The organism is Finegoldia magna ATCC 29328, assembly GCF_000010185.1.
GTDB classification, from domain to species: Bacteria; Bacillota; Clostridia; order Tissierellales; family Peptoniphilaceae; genus Finegoldia; species Finegoldia magna_H.
Window position 1 is genome coordinate 1662246 of the sequence record NC_010376.1, and the last position, 19895, is coordinate 1682140.

A 19895-nucleotide genomic window follows, 5' to 3' on the forward strand; every position below is an offset into this window, starting at 1 on the left:
CCATTTATTATCTTACTACTACTGCCATTTGTCTTGACAAATAATTTTCCGATACTTCGCTATATGATTTTGTGATTTCGTTTGAGTACCAAGGATCTGCCAAGTAGAATCTGTTTGATTTCGGATCGTAGCCGTTGATGCAAATTCCGTGGTTGTTTGCGAAAAATCTCTTTCCGTAAACATTTGTTGACCATCTTGGTTTTTCCCATCTCAATGTTCCGTAGTACATGATTGTATTTCCATTTTGAAGTTCAGCCAAAATATCTCTCATATTTGAACCAGAAATATTTTCTGCTTTACCATTTGCAAATTTGTTTGCAAACTTAGTCATTGGTTCTGGATTCATATATGTCGCCATAACTCTTGTATGATAATATTCATCCCAAACGTATGGATTCTTTGAGAAACCTTTGTCGTTGTCGTTAGTGTTCATTGGAAGTTGATTCAAAAATTCGTTGTATGTGTAATCAAGCGCATAGCCTTTTGCTTGCAATGCGTGATACATCGCAGTTGGTTCGCAACCAATTGGAGCAGCTTTTTGTTTAATTCCACGTTGTGATTTTGGTGTGATTTGGTTCATTATATTTGGAACTTTTATATGAACTGTAGAAAAATCTTGTGGATTGTAATATTTGAATCCTTCTGGTCTAACCCAACCGTTAATTCCATTAAATGACAAATTAACCCATTTATCTTCAATTTTTACAACTTTCAAAATCTTGTTTACTGCAACATCGATTACTTTTTTTGCTGCATCTTTCATTTCTGTCAACAAAGAAACTGCTTTGTTATTAACAACGTAATCTTTTAATCTGAATAAATTTCTATCTGTGTTGTAAACTTTGATTAATTCTTTTTTTAATAAAACATTTTTAATATTTGTGAAGCAATCATCTGAAATAGAATTTTTGCCGCCAAATACGTAAGATTTTTCTCCTACATTCAAATTCTTCAAATAATTTTCGTGTGTTTGAGTTTTGTTAGAAGAATTTGCTTCTTGTTCCAATTGAATATTATTTCTTGGAACCAAGACAATTGGAGCGTCTATTTTTTGGCTAACTGGAGCTGCTGCTAATGCATCTGCATAGACTTCTCCTGTTGTAAATATAGCTTTTTTGGCTTTTGGATAAGCGATTTTGGATACTTCAACGCTTGTTTTGTATCTGTCAGCTCCTGCAATTCTTGTAGATTTCAAATTAAGAATGCTGTCGATTTCTGCTTTTACAGAATCGCTAATGCTGTTAGTTCCACCTACGATATAACTTTTTAAAATTTTCGTCTTATCGATTGAAGATAAATACTCTTTGATTGATGTAGGTAGTGTGTTTTTTTGAACTAAAAGGATTGGAGATTTTGTTTTGTTTGCAAGTCCAACCGAACTCAAACTGTCTGCGTAATTTTCTCCACTAGCAAACACCAAAGTGTCCGCATCTTTCTTGTTCTTTGCAAGTTTTGCGTTGACAGCGTATCTGTCATGTCCGTCGATTCTTTCAACTTCGATTCCCATTTTTTTCAAAAATTCTTCAACATCTTTGCTGATTGTCTTTTCGCCACCAATGATGTGAACTTTTTTGATGTTTCTGTTCTTAAGTTGTTCTCTAGTCTTTTCGTTTAGCTTTGAACCTTCAGTGTACAAAATCGGCATCTTACCGTCAGTGATGTTGCCAGAGCTTATAGCATCTGCGAACACTTCGCTTGATGTAAGTACAACTTCTTGTGTCTTTTCGAAAAACTCATCGTGAATCTTGTTTGCAGATTCAAATCTGTCTAATCCTTCGACTCTTTCAGCTACGTTTTCTTCCGTAAGAACTTCCTTTTGTTGTTCTTTTTCATCTTGTGATTGTTCTTTTTTGTTTTCTTTTTGGTTTTCTTTTTGATTGGCTTTTTCTGTAGAATTTTCTTGTTTTGAATTGTTTTCAGGATTAACTTGTCCGTCATTTACTTCAACTTTTGGTGAATTAATTTCTTCTTCGGCGTAACTAATTCCTGTTGTCATTGAAAACGCTAACAATAAAGCTATCAATAATTTCTTTTTATTCATACCTTCCTCCTTAACAAAAATTATACCATATATCGAGGAAGTAATATAATTTTCTATACGTAAAATTCCGCTTGTGCATCCCACAATTTTTTGTACATTCCATTCTTGGAAATCAAGCTATCGTGATCTCCAGTTTCAGCAATTTCTCCCTTGTCAAACACGATAATTTTATCGGAGAATTTGCAACTAGATAACCTGTGAGATATAAAAATCGCCGTTCTATCTTTGATTATTTCTCCCAATTTCTCGTAAATTTCCGCCTCACTTATAGGATCCAAGCTCGCTGTCGGTTCATCCAAAATCAAGAACGGACTGTCTTGATACAATGCTCTTGCAATGGCGATTTTTTGTTCTTGACCTTTGGAAACGCTGATTCCATTTTCGTCAATATCTTTGTAGAGATAAGTGTCTAACCCTTTGTCCCATTTTCGAACATCGTCGTACATTCCAACATCTTTAAGTGATTGAACTACTTTTTCTTCGTCGTAATCCATTCCTGAAGCGATATTTTGTGCCAATGGATATGCGAACAAATTAAAATCTTGAAATACAACTGAGAATATTTTCAAATACTCATCGTATCTGTATTTTTTGATGTCAATTCCATTCAACAAGATTTCCCCTTCAGTAACATCGTAAAATCTAATCAACAACTTCACAAAAGTAGTCTTGCCACAACCGTTTTGCCCTACAATCGCCAATTTTTTCCCAAGGTCGAATTTCAAATTGATATTTTTCAATACCCAATTGTCAGTTCCAGGATATTTGAAGCTGACATTTTTGAATTCGACTTCGTATTTTTTGTCGGTTCTTTTTTCCGTAGTCAAACTTCCATTGTAAAATTCCGATTTTTTGTGCAAATAATCCATCATAAGTTCTGCATACGGAGTGTTTGTCTTGTACATTGCAACGCCTTCCAAGAACTTCGACAAATTACTTGTAAAATTTATCAAACTTCCCAAATATTGGCTGAGCATTCCGATTGAAATAGCTCCGAGCAATGATTTGGATACTACGACAAGATAAATCAACAAAACTTGTAATTTCGAGAAAAATTCGCTGAGTATTTTGTAAGTGACACCTTCTGTCGACATAATTCTATCGAAAAATCCACCAGGATTGAAAATCCCACATTCATTGATCATATTAGATGCGAGATTATATTGACGATACATTCTCGTATCCAGCATTCTGCTTTTGTCTTTCATTTCCCAGCAATAAAATGTGAACACTCGATTTCCGAATTTTCCTTGTTCAGCTATTTTGTTCCAAATTTCAAATTCTTTTGCGTTGAATTTCTGTGAAATCCATGATAAAAATACAACCACTACAATCAACAAAACATTTATCCAAGCACTATTCAGAAACGAAAAACTTTCTGGTGCGTTCCATTTTGTCACTAAAAATTGATACGACAACACCAAACTACCTATCATAGCCAATAAAGATTCCAATATCATATCGTAGGCGTACATCACTCTTATAATTCCAAACTCGCCGATGTGTGTATTTTGTTCTATATTCGATTTTTGTCCGATAATATCAGTGTCTTGGGATTGTTTGTAATCCAATTCGTTGAATTTTTCGGATAAAATATGAACAAATATCTCGTATTTCTTGTCCTTGTATGTGTTTTGGATTTTGTTGGTCAAGGCAAGAATAATTTGAACGAAAAACACTGACAACAACGCAATTACTGCCCATTTACCTACAAATTGTACAGGCATCTTATTGACGATTCCGTCTATCATTCTAGCAGATGCGTAAATGCTAATTAAAGGAAAAATTGCCGAGAATAAACAGTTAAGAGTGTAGCTGATGATTAATTTTTTGTAATTTTTCCACAAAACACTCCAAGTATCTTTGAATAGTTTAAGATTCTTTTGCATTGTAGTCCTCCCTGTAATATTTCGCTTGAGTGTCGAACAAATACTTGTACGTTCCGCCTTTTTCCATCAATTCTTCGTGAGTTCCACGCTCTTCAATTCCCTTATTTCCAATCAACAAAATGTAATCGCAAAATCTCGTCGAAGCCATTCTATGAGAAATAAAAATCGACGTGTGGTTTTTAGTTAGTTCGTTGTATTTGTTGTACAAATCTCTTTCTGCTAATGGATCAAGAGCTGCCGTCGGCTCATCCAATATCAAAAACTTAGAATTTCTGTACAAAGCTCTTGCAAGAAGTAGCTTTTGTGTTTCCCCACCTGATAAGACCGGTGAATCTTGGTAGATATATTTTTCAATCGTGTTGAATACACCATTCGGAAATTCCTTAACCTTGTCGTAAAGGCCTGCCAATTTCAACACTTCTTCTACGCCTTCCACATCATCTGTGGATTTTGATTGCGTTACATTCATGTAAATAGTTTCCGGCAATATCGAATAATCTTGGAACACCGCAGAGAAAATCTCGTAATATTTTCTTCTGTTGAGTTCTCTCAAATCAATTCCATTGACAAGCACACGACCCTCTGTTGGATCCAAAAATCCTATCAAAAGTTTAATCAAAGTAGTTTTCCCCGATCCATTGAGTCCAACTACAGCCACCTTTTCTTGTGGGTTGACTTGGAAGTTCACATTCTTCAATACATATTCGTCACTACCAGGATATTTATATCCCACATTTTCGAATTTTATCGTAATATCATCATCTGGATTTAATTCGATTCCGCCATCCTTTTTGAACTTTTCTTCCAAATCTACAAACTCTCTTACAGTTGCGATGTCCTTCGCTTCCATATAAAGCACACTGAAAAAATTGAACAATCTTTGAACATCGTATCCGAATTTTGTTTGTGCAGAAAAAGCCAACAAGAACATACTTGCATCAATCTTGCCATTGACTGCAAAATTTATTAAATAATAATATGTAACGGAATTTCTCAAAAGGTTGAACACGCAATCCAAGAAATCTGCCATCAACATTTTGTTGCCCATCTTGTTCATGAAATCATCGTACAAGACAAAAACGCTGTCGTAAATATCTTCCAGCCAATTTCCAAGCCCAAACATTCTGATATCCTTGGCGTGTTTGTGGCTACTAACTGAATTAATATAGTTGAATTCTTTTTCAAACTTAGCTTGTGTTTTTCTGTTATCGTACTTCCATTGTTTAAGTTTTTTTGAATACAGAAAACTAATCAAACTGGCGATAATCGACACCAAAATTATGAAAATAGGAAGCCTTGCAAGTAAAATCAAATACACACTCGTGCTGATTAGTAAGTATAAAATATCTTTCATCGTAAGCCAGATATGTTCTGTAGCTTTGTCATTTCCTTCAAGATTTACGTTCGCTTTTTCGGATAAATCTAACACATTCTTGTCCAATGTCATCTCGTAATCCATCGACAAGAATTTTTCGATACATTGATTTAACATCAAAGTTCGAATGTAGATTTTTTTCGGCAAGATTCTCAAATCCAACGACTCTTTTGTCGCAGAACAGATGAAAATCAAAACCGCAAACACAACAACAGTAAGCATAATCGTTGTGAAATCTTGTGAATTTTCAACCATTTTGATAATTTGTGGAGTAAAGTACAACTGTAAAATATCAATTCCAGCAGTCGTGATAGCCATAATTATCAGAATGAAAATCAAACTTTTTTGGTTGTTCCACGCAAGATTGAACATAAATTTAATATTATCATTTGTAGAATATTTTTTCTTCATAACTACCTCCCAATAATATATTAACCGAAATATTCTCGTATTTACGTTTTAGGGATAAGCACATCAAAAACAGGGATGACTATATCAAAATCTCCGTCGTAAAAGCATTGTCCTCTGAATTTCTGTTGATGTAGCCATCGTATTTGTCGACGATTTCATCGATACTAATAAGTCCCAGGCCTCTGTTCTCGCCCTTTGTCGATTTAAAAATTCTGCCAAACTTCTCCTGCTTTTCGCTACTTGTCTTGTTAGTAAATGAAATGTACAATTTATTGCCCTTCATATCCATGTAAAGCCTGATAAATCTGTCCTCTTCCGGCAAATTTCTAACCGATTCAATCGCATTATCGAACAAATTCCCGATAATCGTCGCCAAATCGATATCTTTTATATCCAAAATATTCGAAATCTTGCAGTCGGCGATGCATTTTATGTTTTCATTAGTCGCCATAGTAATCTTGGAATTCAAAATAGCATCCGCCATCCTATTTCCAGTCCTAATCACAGGTGCGATTGAATGCAAATTCTCATCCAAATTATCCAAGTAGTTCTTGATAGATTCCATATCATTTTCAGCCACAAAAGAGCGCAAAGTTTGCAAGTGGTTTCTGTAATTGTGGCGAAATTTTCTGATATCACGATACATATTCTCCACTTCTTGATAATGAGTGTTCAACAGTTGTTGTTGGTATTCAAAAATATCTTTTTTTGAAAACAAAATCCAAATTTTACTTAAAAATCTCATATCTCACCTAATAAAACTCAATAATTTTTCTGTTAAGCTCGTTGAACTTCGCATTTGACAACAAAAATTTGCTATCATCTTCCAACAAAACATAATCCTTCTTTGTTTCTGCGATTTTTTCAATATTAATAATTTCCGAACGACTCACCTTGAAAAATCTGTCATCCAACATATCCAATAGTTGTGTCAACGTCATCCTAATTCTGTAACTTTTATTTTGCGCGAAAATATCCACGTAATTTTTGTCCGAAATACAACTGAAGATATCCTTCAACAAAATCTTCGTATTAATCCCGTCGTCCTTTACGATAATGAACTTTTCCTTGTTGTTCATTTGATTAGTCGCCTTATCCAAAAGCTCGAAAAGTTTCTCTTTTTTTATAGGCTTAATCAAAAAATTCAAAGCATTGACATCATATCCGTATCCGATATATTCTGGATAACCGCTGATGAAAATAATCTGAATATCGGAATTTTTTTCACGAATTCTCTTGGATAATTCAACGCCATTAATTTTTTTCATCTCGACATCCAACAACAAAATATCTATCAAATCATTTTCATCGTAATTGAATATGAAATTTTCCCCCGATGAAAAAAGTTCAGTTTTCAAATCGATTTTGTTGATATCTGCCCATTCTTCGCAGTATTTCTTATACAAATTTCTTATATTTTCTTCGTCATCTACGATTGCAATATTCATAACACACCTCTGTCTTATTTTATCACAACAAATAATTTTCCAATAAAAAAAGCTACTGACAACTTGTGCCAATAGCTAATAATTATTTTTCTCGTAAAAATTCCAACAATTCGTCCTTTATTTTCTCATCATGTAGTGCAAAATCAACCGTAGCCTTCACAAACCCAAGCTTGTTACCGACATCGTATCTCTTGCCAATAAAATCATACGCAATCATCTTGCGTTTTTCTGCAAGCTTGTTCAAAGCATCAGTCAATTGAATTTCATTGTTCTTGCCGGGTTTCGTTTCATGAAGAATCGGAAAAATATCCGGCGTTACAATGTATCTTCCAAGAATTGCCAAGTTAGTTGTAGCCTCTTCACGGCTTGGTTTTTCCACCAACGACTCAACCTCAGTAATTCTATCCGAAGTCTTCACACCATTCACAATCCCGTACTTGTCTACATCTTCCCACGAAACTTCTTGCACACCCAAAATCGGTGATTCTTCCCTCTCGTAAATATCAGCCATTTGTTTGATGCAAGGAAGTTCATCAGAAGTATTGTAAATAATATCATCTCCCAACAAAATCGCAAAAGGCTCATCACCAACAAAACTTTCTGCGTATTTTATCGCATCGCCAAGCCCGTTTTTCTTTTTCTGCCTAATCGTGTAGATGTTCGCCATCTTCGAAAGCTCGTGAATTTCTCCTGATATCTCCGAAGACTTCTTGTTCAATTCGTATTCCAATTCGAAATTCACATCAAAATAATCCTCGATAGATCCCTTATCCTTGCTTATAATAATCAAAATATCCGTAATTCCAGAATCCACAACCTCCTTTACAATATGATGCAAAGTTGGTTTATCGTAGATTGGAAGCATTTCCTTCGGAACAGATTTCGATGCAGGAAGCATCCTCGTACCAAAACCCGCCGCAGGAATAACCGCTTTTCTTATCTTCATTGTCGCTCCTCGTGTTAAAATTTTACGCCATAAATCATTTGTCTCTAATAATATTGTAACAAGAAATGTTGATTTTTGCTATAAGGGGGGGTGGTCGCAAGATTTTGAAGTCGCATGTGCTATCAAAAAGTGCAAAACCGATTTGCAAGCTCCATCTTTTTATTTTTGCTGTGAAAATTTTAAAAGCTTGTCCATGAAATAAAAGCAGATTACTGAATTTGCTAAGAATATCGTCTGGAGAAAATAATCAAAAATCCAAGCGAAATGACCCGTAAAAATCTCACTCGTGCCAGCCGAAGGCGCACTTGAGATTTTAGGGACATGAGCGTGAGGATTTTTTTATTTTCGTAAGCCAGATATTCGTGCAAATCAGTTTTTCTGCTTTTCTATTAATATATATAGTGTGGGCAATTTTCTCCCTCGTTATGCAACTTGCCTATTTTTTGTTATGGTAACGGAAATAAAGTCGCGGCACAAGGATACGGAATAAAAGTCGTAACACGCATCGTCTGGCTTACGAAAATTGGCAAATTCTAATCTCGAAATTCTAAAATCTCAAACTCGTGCTACGCACTCAGACAATGAGATTTTTTAACGAATTTCTTCGATTGAATTTGGCACAATTTTCTCCAGATGACTCGCTTAGTTACGAGCTTTTATTATGAGTGCTACATTTTAAAAAAATAGGCAAGACCTGTGATCTTACCTATTTCCTCAAAATCTATTTCTTTTTAATTCCCAATTCACCATCTACATTTGTGATAACGACAGTGTCTTTGTCAGTTACAGTTCCTTTTATCAATTCACGTCCAAGTTTTGTTTCGACGTTGGATTCGATAAATCTCTTAACAGGTCTTGCACCGTACAACACATCGTATGCTTTGTCGATAATCAAATCTTCTGCAGATTCGTCGATTTCGATAGTGATTTGTCTGTCTTCCAATTGTTTTTGCAACAATGAAACTTGTTTTTCAATAATCTTGTAGATGTCATCTTTTGTCAAAGGTTTGAACATTACGATATCGTCAATTCTGTTCAAAAATTCTGGTTTGAATCTGGATTTCAATTCGTCCATTACAGAATTTCTGCTTTCATCAGAAATATTTCCGTTGTCGTCAATTCCTTCAATCAAATCCATCGAGCCAATGTTACTTGTCATGATGATGATTGTGTTTTTGAAATCGACAGTTCTACCTTTGTTGTCTGTCAAACGTCCGTCATCCAAAACTTGCAACAAAATGTTGAACACATCTGGATGCGCTTTTTCGATTTCGTCGAACAAAATCACTGAGTATGGTTTTCTTCTGACAGCTTCAGTTAGTTGACCACCTTCATCATATCCAACATATCCTGGAGGAGCTCCGACAAGTCTACTTACTGCGTGTTTTTCCATATATTCTGACATATCGATACGAATCAAATTCTTTTCGTCATCAAACATATTTTCAGTCAACGCTTTTGCAAGTTCTGTCTTACCAACACCAGTTGGTCCAAGGAATATAAACGAACCGATTGGTCTGTTGAGCGATTTCAAACCACTTCTAGCTCTGATGATTGCATCAGTCACAGCAGTTACAGCTTCATCTTGTCCCACAACTCTCTTGTGCAACAACTTGTCCATATTCAAAATCTTGTCACGTTCTGTTTCCACTAATTTTGTCACAGGAATTGATGTCCACTTGCTTACAACTTCTGCGATTTCATCTTCAGTTACGCTTTCTTTTATAATTGAACTGTCATCTTCGTCCATTTTCTTGTTCAATTCTTCAAGTTTGTTTTCAAGTTCGACTAATTTTCCGTATTTTAATTCAGACAATTTTTCAAAATCGTATTTTCTTTGAGCTTCTTCCATTTCGTGTTTTACAGCTTCTATTTCAGATTTTGTGTCCTTGATTTCGTCGACCTTGGATTTTTGTTGAGTCCATTCCATATACATCGCATCAAACTCGTTTTTAGTATCTTGCAATTCTTTTTCCAAATTTTCGAGTCTGATCTTGCTCATCTCATCGTCTTCTTTGTTCAAAGCAGCACGTTCGATTTCAAGTTGCAATATTTTTCTCTTAGTTTCGTCGATGCTTTCAGGCATAGAATCTATCTCAGTTCTAACCATCGCACTCGCTTCGTCCATCAAATCAATCGCCTTATCCGGCAAAAATCTGTCAGTAATATATCTGTCCGACAAAGTTGCCGCAGCGATTACAGCATTGTCAGTGATTTTGATTCCGTGATAAATCTCGTATTTGTCCTTGATACCACGCAATATCGAAATAGTGTCTTCAACTGAAGGCTCTTCTACCAAAACTTTTTGGAATCTTCTTTCCAATGCGCCATCTGTTTCGATGTATTTTCTGTATTCATCCAAAGTTGTAGCGCCGATTGTTCTTATTTCACCACGTGCAAGCATTGGCTTCAACAAGTTTGCTGCATCCATTGCACCTTCTGATTTGCCAGCTCCGACCAAAGTGTGAATTTCGTCGATAAACATAATGATTTTGCCATCAGAATCTGCAACTTCTTTCAACACAGCCTTCAATCTTTCTTCGAATTCTCCTCTAAATTTCGCACCGGCAATCAAACTTCCCATATCCAATGCAAAAATAGATTTGTTTCTCAAAGTTTCTGGAACATCGTCATTGACAATTCTAAGCGCCAAGCCTTCCACAATCGCAGTTTTACCAACACCAGGTTGACCAATCAACACAGGATTGTTCTTCGTTCTACGACTCAAAATCCTAACGCTGTGTCTGATTTCATCGTCACGACCGATAACTGGATCAAGCTTGCCTTCTTTTGCCAAATCAGTCAAATTACGACCGTATTTTGCCAACACATCAGTTGTATCTTCTGGATTATCAGAATCTACCTTTTGATTTCCTCTCAAATCCTTCAAATTAGATGTGAAGTTTTGTTTGTTGACATTAAAATCTTTCAACAAAACAGCACTAACAGTGTTTTTTTCTCCCAAAATACTCATAAAAATGTGTTCAACAGAAATGAAACTGTCTCCCATGGACTTTGCTTCGTCTTCTGCCTTCAACAAAATTCTTTGGAAAGCAGTGCTTGGGTACACACTAGATTGACTGTCGTTTTTTGGAAGAGAATCTATTTTTTGATTAAAAGCGCTCACGATTTTCTTGTAATCAGCGCCGATTTTTTGAATAGTCTTTGCAACTATTGAATCTGAATCAGACAATAACGCAAAACTCAAATGAACATCCGTAACTTCTGGATTTCCCAATTTTATCGCAGTATTTTGCGCATCTTGAATTGCTTGAACAGATTTTTGCGTGAATTTATTTAAATCCATAAACCTTACCCCCTAACATTATTCAGATAATTCGTATAATTGTTTATATAATTTTTCTTGTTCTTCATTTAATTTTGTAGGATTTACGATGGAAATTTCAAGATACAAATCACCTTTGACACCTTTCATATCCACGAATCCCTTATCTTTAATCCTAATTCTTTGATTAGCCTTGATATTTTTCGGAATCTTAACCTTGATTCTTTCGCCACTAATCGTTTCAACATTAATTGATTTTCCAAAATAAGCTTCCCATGGTTTAAGTTCAACCTTCTTGATGATATTGTGATCTTCAAGCTTGTTGTACACATCAACCAAGTTAATCTTCACGTAAATGTCCCCGTCAACGCCGAATTTTTCGCCCTTGACCTTAATCTTCTTGCCAGGCAAAATTCCTTTTGGAATTTTCAAATTCAAATTAATACTTTTATCTCCAATCATAAGTCCCAATCTTTTTTCTACACCATTGTAGATATCTGATAGGGAAACGGAAATGTCCGTGTCGTATCTTTGCCTTGGTTGAGATTTTCTTCCAGCGCCTTTGAATCCGCCGAAAATATCGGAAAATCCTCCGCCGCTACCTTGTCCACCCGAGAAAAACGCGTTGAAAAAGTCCGAGAATCCTCCGCCACTGCCACCAGTAGTGTAAGTGTACGAGCCAGAATTCTTGCCGAAACCACCGAATCCACCGAAGCCTCCAAAATCATACGCATTCGGATCGAAGTTTTGTCCGCCTTGGAAATTATAATTCGAGCCAAACATATCGTATTTTTTACGCTTATCCTCGTTACCCAAAACCTCATAAGCCTCGTTGATTTCCTTAAATTTTTCTTGTGATTTCTCATCGCCTTTATTTAAATCAGGGTGATATTTCTTGGCGAGTTTGCGGTATGCTTTTTTAATTTCTTGGGAGCTCGCCTTTTTATCCACCCCCAAAACTTTATAATAATCTTTATATTCCATAAAAAACCTCCCATTTTGTTTTTGACTTTCTTTGACCTTAATAATATTATACACCCTTACGAGTGCATAATCAATAATATTTTCAATCTTTGAAATTTCTTTGACTTTCAAATTTATTTCTTGACTTTCAAATTTATTTTTTGATTTTTATTTTGATTTGTATTTCAAAATTTTATTTTTCAATTAAATTTTACATCCAAATAGAATGATCCTTGCCCGATCCAATTTCGAAATGATATTTTACAATTCCCAAATCGACCTTCGCTGACGGAGCAAACCTCGCCTTCGCCTTCACCTTACCATCAACCAAAGTCAGCATAAATTTTTGTTGATTAATCGCAGTCGGAGCATTCAACGCACAATCCACACCATCCTTGAACCATTGTGGAGAGTCTTCATTCACATTTGACACTTGTTTGGGAAGTTTGCTCTTGCGACTGTAACCCCAATTTGCAGGAATACCGAACGCAATCACAATCACCAAATTTTCGTTTGGTTCTATGTATTTTTTAATATTCTTCTTATTATATGTAAGAGCAACCCAGCACGAACCCAAACCCAAATTCATAAGCTCCATCACAAGCTTCTCGCCGTAATATCCACAAACCTCGCTCAAATCATTGCCGACACCCTTCATAATCAGAAAATTATTCACATTCTCAAACTTCCCATACTTTGCAAGCTTCGAATTGAACCCTTCCTTGTCATCAAACACAGCCCTTATATTCAAATTCGATTCACGGTTAACCTCACAAACCTTCTCTTCGATAATCTTCTTCACAGAAGAATCAATCTCTTCATCAATGTATTTTCTAACAGAATGCCTCTTATTCATCAACTCTAAAATATTCACCATGTCCCCCTCATTAAAATATATATATTATAATATACCACAAATCGCACCAATTCATGCAAAATCTACAAATACAACACACCAGCTTATTAGAAAAAACTCCGTAAATTTTCCCAAATAAAAAATGGAATCGCAGCGATTCCATCTATATAAACCCACCCATTCCACACCCTACAATCAATACATCTTGCGCAAATTCTCCAACGCCTTACTTCTTGTATTGTAGAAAGTGGACTGTTTCATATTCAATTTTTGGCAAATCTCCCTCGCACTTTTTTCTCGAAGGAAATTCTCGTAAATAATCTTCTGTTGTTTCTCGGGAAGCTTGCGTACCCTCTCGTAAAGCTGTTTAATCTCCAACCTATCCTCAAAATCCTTTTCGATATTCTCATCAGATTCAATCAAATTCATTATTTCATCACCATCCTCATTCGTAAAATTAAGCGATGCAACACTTCTTCTCGGATTCTTCTTCAAATAGAAAAACCTCAACCTCTGCTTCAAATAATAATTGAACGGAACCTTCTTCGAAGCATCATACTCCATAATCGCATACATAATCTCGGTCTTGCCATCATCCACAAGCTCCTCAAAAATATCCGTCCTATCATAATAATTTTTGATACTGCTGATAATCAACGGCTCAAAAGCCTTGTAAATTCTCTTGTCATTTAAAATTTTCTTGTTCACAATATAATCTATCTCATCGTATTTCATGATTTCCATCTCCTTTTTTACAATTTTACAATCGATAAGAAAATTTTATAAATCAAGAATGAAACGAAAAACAACATCAAAACAAATAGTAACAGCATGAATTAACAAAAATTTTCACAAAAATCAATCTCCATTCCACAAAAAACAAATCAATTCATTGTGAAATTCAATTCAAAACACTTGTGTAGGAACGTATGTTCTATTATAATAAAATTATCATAAAATAAAAGGAGAATTTATGAAACAATTACAAGCAATCATTCCGATATACGTAGACAATATCGGCAATGCAGTCCAACTTTATTTTAATGATTTCACCACTACAAGTTATTGTTCATTGGATTGTTGTATCAAAAAAATCGCCCGCAACCAATTATTAGACATCACTGAAGCGAAAAAATTAATCAAAAAATCACTGAACATAACCAAAAATCCTCCTATTTGTTTTAAAAACGGAACCTACTGCATGATCAAAGTCAGAAAACCAATAACTAAAAACGATGGAAGCTACGGACTATTCAACATCGACTCCATCGAAACAATCGAAACAGGAAGCCTCACACTAAAAAGCAATGAGAAAATCGCAACACTTGAATCCAAGAAAAGCATCGAAGACAAAATTCAAAAAGCAAAACTCGCAAGACTCTTGATAGACGATTACACAACAAACTTGGACATACTCACCAAATAATAATCAAAAAAAACTGATACATCTCGTATCAGTTTTTCGCATTAAAAAATGGGACCAAAATTAGTCCCATTTTCTATATTAATCGTTCGTTATCCAAGATTAATTATTTACGTTTTTTAAGTGAAATGAAAGCACCTGCAACGCTTGACAATGAAGCTGCTGCTAATGTTACGATTTCAGCTTCGCTACCAGCTTTTGGTAATTTTTTCTTATTCTTCTTGTTTGGAGAATCAGTGTTTTCTTTTTCTTTTTTACCAGGTTTTTTAGCTTCTGGTTTTTTATCTTCACCAGGTTTTTTGTCTTCTGGTTTTTTGTCTTCGCCAGGTTTTTTGTCTTCGCCAGGTTTTTTATCTTCTTTACCAGGAGTTGATGGTTCATATGGTGCATATGGTCCTTCTGGAGTTGAAGGTTGTCTACCTGGTGTTGATGGTTTTTCTTCTGGTTTCTTTTCTTCTGGTTTCTTTTCTTCTGGTTTTTTATCTGTAATCTTTAATACATAATCCCAGTTTCCATCTGCTTTTTGTACAACTTCATAATCGTTATTTATTCCATCTGGATTTAATAAGTTATTTTTTAAAGCTTTCTTAGCTGCTTCTTCAGCTTCTTCTTTAGTTCTATAAGCAAATGGTGTTTGTCTATAGTATGGACTATCTTCTGGGATATTATCTTCTTCTCTCTCAGGATGTGAATCAGCATTAGATTTTACAACAGTATCAACTAAATTGTCTAATACAGCGCTATTTTTTGCTTTATCAATTTGATTTAAAATCATTGGATTAGTAATTCCAAGTCTTTCTAATTTTGCTCTTGCTGCTTTTTTCGCTGCTTCAAAATCTTTTTTAGCTTCTTCTTCTGTTGGTTTGTATTCATGATTAGTGAATTGGTTACTTGCTTCTTCTGCGTAAGTGCTAACTCCGCCACCAACTACAATTGCACCTGCAAGTGCAGCCATTAATAATTTCTTATTAAGTTTCATAATATTATGACAATGGAAACTTCCCTTTCGGGTGGAATTTGTCTCCTCCTTTTAAATTTTTTTTGCAAATCAATGCTATTTAAATCAAATTCGTTTCCAAGCAATTACATTGCCATTCCTTAATTCATATTATTTCCAATTATGTGGAAATAATTTCCCAATACTCTACTTGAACTATTCACTAAAAGTGTCCCGTTTTCATTATAAAAATGAAAATACGAGAACAAGCTAGGCTAGTTCACGGCCTGCTTATGTATTGTAGCTACTTTTATAAGTAGTTATAATTGTGTTAAATGATGAAAACATTATTAAGACAATGAAAAAAGGGTGATGGTTTTATTAACATAATTACCATTCACAATTATTTATATTATTCACCGTATATTCGTTAATATTTATCCATGATTTTACTGTTATTAAAATTTCTCATCACTTTAGTCTATCGACTTATGGTCATTATACTACATAATTTCAAATAATACAATGGATTTTTGAAAATCTTTTTGAGTATATATTTTATAGGATATTTATTCGTACAAAATCCAACTTTTTTGATTTTTCAATCAATGTATAGTTTGTTTTACTGGGTTTATAATCGTATATCGTGTGCCAGTAAAATATTGTTGCAATTATTTGTGTTTTTATTATTTTTCCGTTGAATTTTCCGTTAATTTCCACCGAAATTTTTACCAATTTATTTGTTTTGAGATATATTTTTATTTCACTTTTATTATATCACGTAACAATGGTTACAGAAATCCGCACTTATTATCTGTATAATATAATCAAACAAATGGAGGTATAATATGTCAAGATTTTTAGGAAAAATTCATTATATAATGTTCGATAAGATTAATTACGTTGATGAGATTACACGCAAGATGAGTGAGTTGTTGGATGAAAATGTTGTTTTGAAAAATATTGAACGTGGAGCGTTGGAGGATTTGATTGACACGGACAATATTCACGGATGGTTACAAGTGAGAGTATCAATTGTCGAGGATAATTTGGCGAGGGTTTTGAGTGAACTTAAACGTGAGGGAAAGCTTGAAGATGCTCTTAAAATCGCCTATGATTTTGGTGCGATGGAAAATTTCTCGGGCGATGCTTCTGATGCATTTCAATTTATGTCCGATAAATTCTTGGACGGTATGCCTTGTGATATGGCGAATTTGCCAGTGGAATCAAATGGTGGAGAGTTCCGTTGGATTAAGAGAATTGATGTGCATGAACAGTATTACATCTATGGAGAATCTTCTGAAGTTTACGATGAATTCCGAGGTGCGTGGATGAATGGTTTGTTGAGTGGTTGTGATTTGGAATACGTCGTGGAAGATGGAATTAATATTATAAGGTAGATTTGTGTGTTTTTGGGGTATAATTATATGTAAGATAGCAACAATTGTAGGAGGTATGTTATGTATATTAGAGAAGAAGTACTTAAAAACGCAAATAATAAGGATAAAGTTTCTGAAATTTTGGAAAATTATTTCAAAACAAATGCAAATTACGAAAACGAACACGATCGTGACGAACTTCGCCGCCGTGGCTTTGAAGAATTGAAGTTAATCGGAGAAATCCAAGTTTATCAATTGTTGATGAACTCAGATAACGATAGAACTACATTATAATCGCAATCCCTTGTCATGTGGCAAGGGATTTTTGTGTGTGATAAAGTATATTTTATTGAAAAGAGTTATAATGTATGTATGAAAACTTCAAGAAAAATATACGCAATGAATTTATTTTCCAATTTAATATTTTATGCGCCTGTTGCGTTGTTGGTTAGGACGAATAGAGGAATTAGCTTGTCGCAGTTTTTCGTGTTGCAGGCGATACTGTCTGTTACTTGCATGGTTTGTGAATTTCCTTTGGGTGTGTTGACCGATAAAATCGGGCTAAAAAAGTCAATAGTTCTCGCACAGTTTACTATGCTAACTGCAAGGATATTTTTACTGATATCCAATAATTTTATGCTTTTTGCGGTGGAAGCCTTGCTTGAAGGAATTGCTTTTGCATTGAATTCCGGAACAATAAGCGCCTACATATACAAGCTTTTCGGCGACGATAATTACAGTAATAATATTTCGAAGTTCTATAATTGGGGAACGATCGCTTTTATCGTATCAACCGTAATGTTTCCTTTTATTAATTCAAGATGGAACATTAATGCTTTGATTTGGGTAACAATAATTGCAAATGTAATCGCAACTGTGATTTCTATTTTTATTCCAGATGCCGACAATTCAATAGAAACTGAGGAACAATTTGATTTGTCAAAAACATTGAAACTATTGGTACACGATAAAACTTTTAGAGTAATCGTGTTAATCGTGTCGTTGTTTAATTTGTCATTTTTATTGATCAACTTTTTCTATGTAAAAGTCATAATTGACAATGGATATTCGGAAAACATAGTGTCGCCATTGATCCTAGCTTACTCGGGACTTCAACTTTCACAAACATTTATCATAAAATATCTAGGAGAACAAAAAGCATGGAACAAAGTTCGATTATTTTCAGTTATTGCATCATTGTTCTTTGCTGGATTATGTGTGATATCTGGAAAACCCGTAGTGTTGTTGATGATTATACTTCCAACAATCTTGTCGGTCTTGGGGATTTTCATCGAAAAAATCCAAAACAATTATATAGACACAATAGGCTTCAAAAATCACCGAGCAACCATGCTATCAGCATTTAGCTTCTTCGCTGATGTCTTCGAAGTAGTATTCTTGTTGGCAAACTCGTATATTTCTTCTTTCAATTACAAATACATCTTCGTGTTTATAGCCGCATCACTATTGTTGAGTGCAATTATGCTTAGAAATGATAATGCCGTAAAGTCTGTATCGTGATTTGTGAGGCTCGTAAGTATGATATAAATTATAATAATCCCTTGTCATGTGGCAAGGGATTTTTAGTTAGTTGTTGTTTGATCTTCGTGAGTTTTTCATCGCTTTTATAATATTAAGAAGTTTCAATCCGTCAGTTTGATTTACTTTCATATTTTCATATTCTTTTGGTAACAAACTAATCAAAGCCTTCCAGAAATTAATATAAAATGTGATAAATACGATGTTACGGTAAAAACTACTCACATCAGCGGAATGATTGATATCGTAGATAAAAGGAATCATGCATATAAACAAAATGATGTTAACAAGTGGTCCCTCCAAAAATACGATCAAATTTTTCTTGTAATACCAATCTTCATAATCATCATCAAAGTAACATACTCCGTCAGCTAGTGATAAACATATTTTAATTCTTTTAGATTTGAATATCTCCTTGCCTCTTCCTGTTTCGATTCTCCATTTTTTTGATTTGTATACTACTCTATAAGCAACAGCATGTCCTATCTCGTGCAGAATTTGTGAGACTTGGTAAACAAAATAAAATATTACGATTTTCATTAATAAGTTAAGCATTATAACCTCAATTATGTAAAATAAAAAACAAATCAGTCTTTAATTATTTCAATTATTCTTCTTCCGTCGCTAGGAACATCTCTTTTATAATAAATTGGCAACAAAGTCCAAAAAAGTTGCGCCATATTAAATCGCAATAAAAACTTTATTGATTCTTGAAAAAGATGTGAATATCCAGCTATCATTTTCCCTTCACTTATTAATAATGGAATTGTAACAATCAGTACTATTAAATTAAATAATGGTCCACCTAATGGAATCATTATTTTTTGTAATTTGCTCTTGCTATTATAATATTCCCCATCTAACTGTGGGAGTATTTTACCAACAACAATTATAGGTCTTATAATAAGTCTTTTAGTTTCAAATAAAACCTTACCAAGTCCCATATCTATTTTCCAATCTTTACATTTAAAGAAAATAATACACATTAAAATATGTCCCATTTCATGACAAAAAACAAGTACAATTATTATCAAGTATTTAATGATTAACTCAATCATCATCGTCTCCTCCTGAATATTTATGATTACGATTTCATTCTACCCTCCCCCACTATTTTTTGTCAAGTATTTTGTGAAAATATACTCATTTTGGAGTAGATGATGAGTTGTATATCCCTTGTCAGTGAAACAATCAGATTACTGCTTTTCCCAGAAACACACTTAACATTTTAATAAAAGCTCGTAACTAAGCGAGTCATCTGGAGTAAATTGCGTCAAATTCAATCGAAGAAATTCGTTATAAAATCTCATTGTTTGAGTGCGTAGCACGAGTTTGAGATTTTAGAATTTCGAGATTATAATTTGCCAATTTTCGTAAGTGAGATTCTGCGTGTTACGACTTT

General features: G+C 34.3%; 17 protein-coding genes. 4 read left to right on the forward strand and 13 right to left on the reverse strand.

Annotated features, from left to right (window positions below):
- Window positions 1–7 precede the first annotated feature (7 nt).
- From FMG_RS07900 to FMG_RS07945, 10 genes are all read right to left on the reverse strand, one after another.
- A complete protein-coding gene (locus FMG_RS07900; RefSeq protein ID WP_012291143.1) occupies window positions 8–2041 on the reverse strand; it encodes a cell wall-binding repeat-containing protein in 2034 nt (677 codons plus the stop codon).
- Window positions 2042–2094: 53 nt separating this feature from the next.
- Entirely contained in the window at window positions 2095–3930 is a 1836-nt protein-coding gene (locus FMG_RS07905) for an ABC transporter ATP-binding protein (protein WP_012291144.1), read from the reverse strand.
- Window positions 3914–5716 carry an ABC transporter ATP-binding protein gene (locus FMG_RS07910; RefSeq protein WP_012291145.1) on the reverse strand — a complete coding sequence of 601 codons (1803 nt, stop codon included), beginning with the start codon at window positions 5714–5716 and terminating at the stop codon, window positions 3914–3916. Before FMG_RS07910 ends, FMG_RS07905 begins: the two co-directional genes overlap by 17 nt.
- Before the next feature lie 79 nt (window positions 5717–5795).
- A complete protein-coding gene (locus tag FMG_RS07915; RefSeq protein WP_012291146.1) occupies window positions 5796–6461 on the reverse strand; it encodes a sensor histidine kinase in 666 nt (221 codons plus the stop codon).
- A gap of 7 nt (window positions 6462–6468) precedes the next feature.
- On the reverse strand, window positions 6469–7164 hold the full coding sequence (locus FMG_RS07920; protein WP_012291147.1) for a LytR/AlgR family response regulator transcription factor: 696 nt from the start codon (window positions 7162–7164) through the stop codon (window positions 6469–6471).
- An 82-nt stretch (window positions 7165–7246) separates the two neighbouring features.
- Entirely contained in the window at window positions 7247–8110 is an 864-nt protein-coding gene (gene galU, locus FMG_RS07925; RefSeq protein ID WP_002838056.1) for a UTP--glucose-1-phosphate uridylyltransferase GalU, read from the reverse strand.
- Window positions 8111–8831: 721 nt separating this feature from the next.
- A complete protein-coding gene (gene clpB / locus FMG_RS07930) occupies window positions 8832–11417 on the reverse strand; it encodes an ATP-dependent chaperone ClpB (protein WP_012291148.1) in 2586 nt (861 codons plus the stop codon).
- Window positions 11418–11435: 18 nt separating this feature from the next.
- Entirely contained in the window at window positions 11436–12380 is a 945-nt protein-coding gene (locus tag FMG_RS07935) for a DnaJ domain-containing protein (protein WP_012291149.1), read from the reverse strand.
- A gap of 190 nt (window positions 12381–12570) precedes the next feature.
- Window positions 12571–13236, reverse strand: coding sequence for a nitroreductase family protein (locus tag FMG_RS07940; RefSeq protein WP_012291150.1), 666 nt, complete (start codon window positions 13234–13236; stop codon window positions 12571–12573).
- A gap of 174 nt (window positions 13237–13410) precedes the next feature.
- On the reverse strand, window positions 13411–13950 hold the full coding sequence (locus FMG_RS07945; RefSeq protein ID WP_041250631.1) for a sigma-70 family RNA polymerase sigma factor: 540 nt from the start codon (window positions 13948–13950) through the stop codon (window positions 13411–13413).
- 238 nt (window positions 13951–14188) lie between these two features.
- Between FMG_RS07945 and FMG_RS07950 the strand changes: the two genes are divergently transcribed.
- Complete coding sequence (locus FMG_RS07950; RefSeq protein WP_012291152.1) at window positions 14189–14641, forward strand: hypothetical protein; 453 nt, start codon at window positions 14189–14191, stop codon at window positions 14639–14641.
- Window positions 14642–14744: 103 nt separating this feature from the next.
- Here the strand turns inward: FMG_RS07950 and FMG_RS07955 are convergent, their stop codons facing one another.
- Window positions 14745–15617: a DUF5633 domain-containing protein gene (locus tag FMG_RS07955; RefSeq protein WP_012291153.1), complete on the reverse strand. Its 873-nt coding sequence runs from the start codon at window positions 15615–15617 to the stop codon at window positions 14745–14747.
- 806 nt (window positions 15618–16423) lie between these two features.
- Between FMG_RS07955 and FMG_RS07960 the strand changes: the two genes are divergently transcribed.
- From FMG_RS07960 to FMG_RS07970, 3 genes are all read left to right on the forward strand, one after another.
- Entirely contained in the window at window positions 16424–16975 is a 552-nt protein-coding gene (locus tag FMG_RS07960) for a hypothetical protein (protein WP_012291154.1), read from the forward strand.
- A 60-nt stretch (window positions 16976–17035) separates the two neighbouring features.
- On the forward strand, window positions 17036–17248 hold the full coding sequence (locus FMG_RS07965; RefSeq protein ID WP_002837078.1) for a hypothetical protein: 213 nt from the start codon (window positions 17036–17038) through the stop codon (window positions 17246–17248).
- A 78-nt stretch (window positions 17249–17326) separates the two neighbouring features.
- Complete coding sequence (locus tag FMG_RS07970; RefSeq protein ID WP_041250672.1) at window positions 17327–18475, forward strand: MFS transporter; 1149 nt, start codon at window positions 17327–17329, stop codon at window positions 18473–18475.
- A gap of 66 nt (window positions 18476–18541) precedes the next feature.
- Here FMG_RS07970 and FMG_RS07975 read toward each other — a convergent pair whose 3' ends face one another.
- Both FMG_RS07975 and FMG_RS07980 read right to left on the reverse strand, forming a co-directional pair.
- A complete protein-coding gene (locus FMG_RS07975; RefSeq protein ID WP_012291156.1) occupies window positions 18542–19048 on the reverse strand; it encodes a M50 family metallopeptidase in 507 nt (168 codons plus the stop codon).
- Window positions 19049–19080: 32 nt separating this feature from the next.
- Complete coding sequence (locus tag FMG_RS07980) at window positions 19081–19554, reverse strand: site-2 protease family protein (protein ID WP_012291157.1); 474 nt, start codon at window positions 19552–19554, stop codon at window positions 19081–19083.
- Between the last annotated feature and the right edge of the window lie 341 nt (window positions 19555–19895).

What these genes read in the sequence shown, in the direction of transcription:
- FMG_RS07900 (WP_012291143.1), bottom strand. Translation starts at nt 2,041, where the DNA reads ATGAATAAAAAGAAATTATTGATAGCTTTATTGTTAGCGTTTTCAATG.
- FMG_RS07905 (WP_012291144.1), bottom strand. Translation starts at nt 3,930, where the DNA reads ATGCAAAAGAATCTTAAACTATTCAAAGATACTTGGAGTGTTTTGTGG.
- FMG_RS07910 (WP_012291145.1), bottom strand. Translation starts at nt 5,716, where the DNA reads ATGAAGAAAAAATATTCTACAAATGATAATATTAAATTTATGTTCAAT.
- FMG_RS07915 (WP_012291146.1), bottom strand. Translation starts at nt 6,461, where the DNA reads ATGAGATTTTTAAGTAAAATTTGGATTTTGTTTTCAAAAAAAGATATT.
- FMG_RS07920 (WP_012291147.1), bottom strand. Translation starts at nt 7,164, where the DNA reads ATGAATATTGCAATCGTAGATGACGAAGAAAATATAAGAAATTTGTAT.
- galU (WP_002838056.1), bottom strand. Translation starts at nt 8,110, where the DNA reads ATGAAGATAAGAAAAGCGGTTATTCCTGCGGCGGGTTTTGGTACGAGG.
- clpB (WP_012291148.1), bottom strand. Translation starts at nt 11,417, where the DNA reads ATGGATTTAAATAAATTCACGCAAAAATCTGTTCAAGCAATTCAAGAT.
- FMG_RS07935 (WP_012291149.1), bottom strand. Translation starts at nt 12,380, where the DNA reads ATGGAATATAAAGATTATTATAAAGTTTTGGGGGTGGATAAAAAGGCG.
- FMG_RS07940 (WP_012291150.1), bottom strand. Translation starts at nt 13,236, where the DNA reads ATGGTGAATATTTTAGAGTTGATGAATAAGAGGCATTCTGTTAGAAAA.
- FMG_RS07945 (WP_041250631.1), bottom strand. Translation starts at nt 13,950, where the DNA reads ATGAAATACGATGAGATAGATTATATTGTGAACAAGAAAATTTTAAAT.
- FMG_RS07950 (WP_012291152.1), top strand. Translation starts at nt 14,189, where the DNA reads ATGAAACAATTACAAGCAATCATTCCGATATACGTAGACAATATCGGC.
- FMG_RS07955 (WP_012291153.1), bottom strand. Translation starts at nt 15,617, where the DNA reads ATGAAACTTAATAAGAAATTATTAATGGCTGCACTTGCAGGTGCAATT.
- FMG_RS07960 (WP_012291154.1), top strand. Translation starts at nt 16,424, where the DNA reads ATGTCAAGATTTTTAGGAAAAATTCATTATATAATGTTCGATAAGATT.
- FMG_RS07965 (WP_002837078.1), top strand. Translation starts at nt 17,036, where the DNA reads ATGTATATTAGAGAAGAAGTACTTAAAAACGCAAATAATAAGGATAAA.
- FMG_RS07970 (WP_041250672.1), top strand. Translation starts at nt 17,327, where the DNA reads ATGAAAACTTCAAGAAAAATATACGCAATGAATTTATTTTCCAATTTA.
- FMG_RS07975 (WP_012291156.1), bottom strand. Translation starts at nt 19,048, where the DNA reads ATGCTTAACTTATTAATGAAAATCGTAATATTTTATTTTGTTTACCAA.
- FMG_RS07980 (WP_012291157.1), bottom strand. Translation starts at nt 19,554, where the DNA reads ATGATGATTGAGTTAATCATTAAATACTTGATAATAATTGTACTTGTT.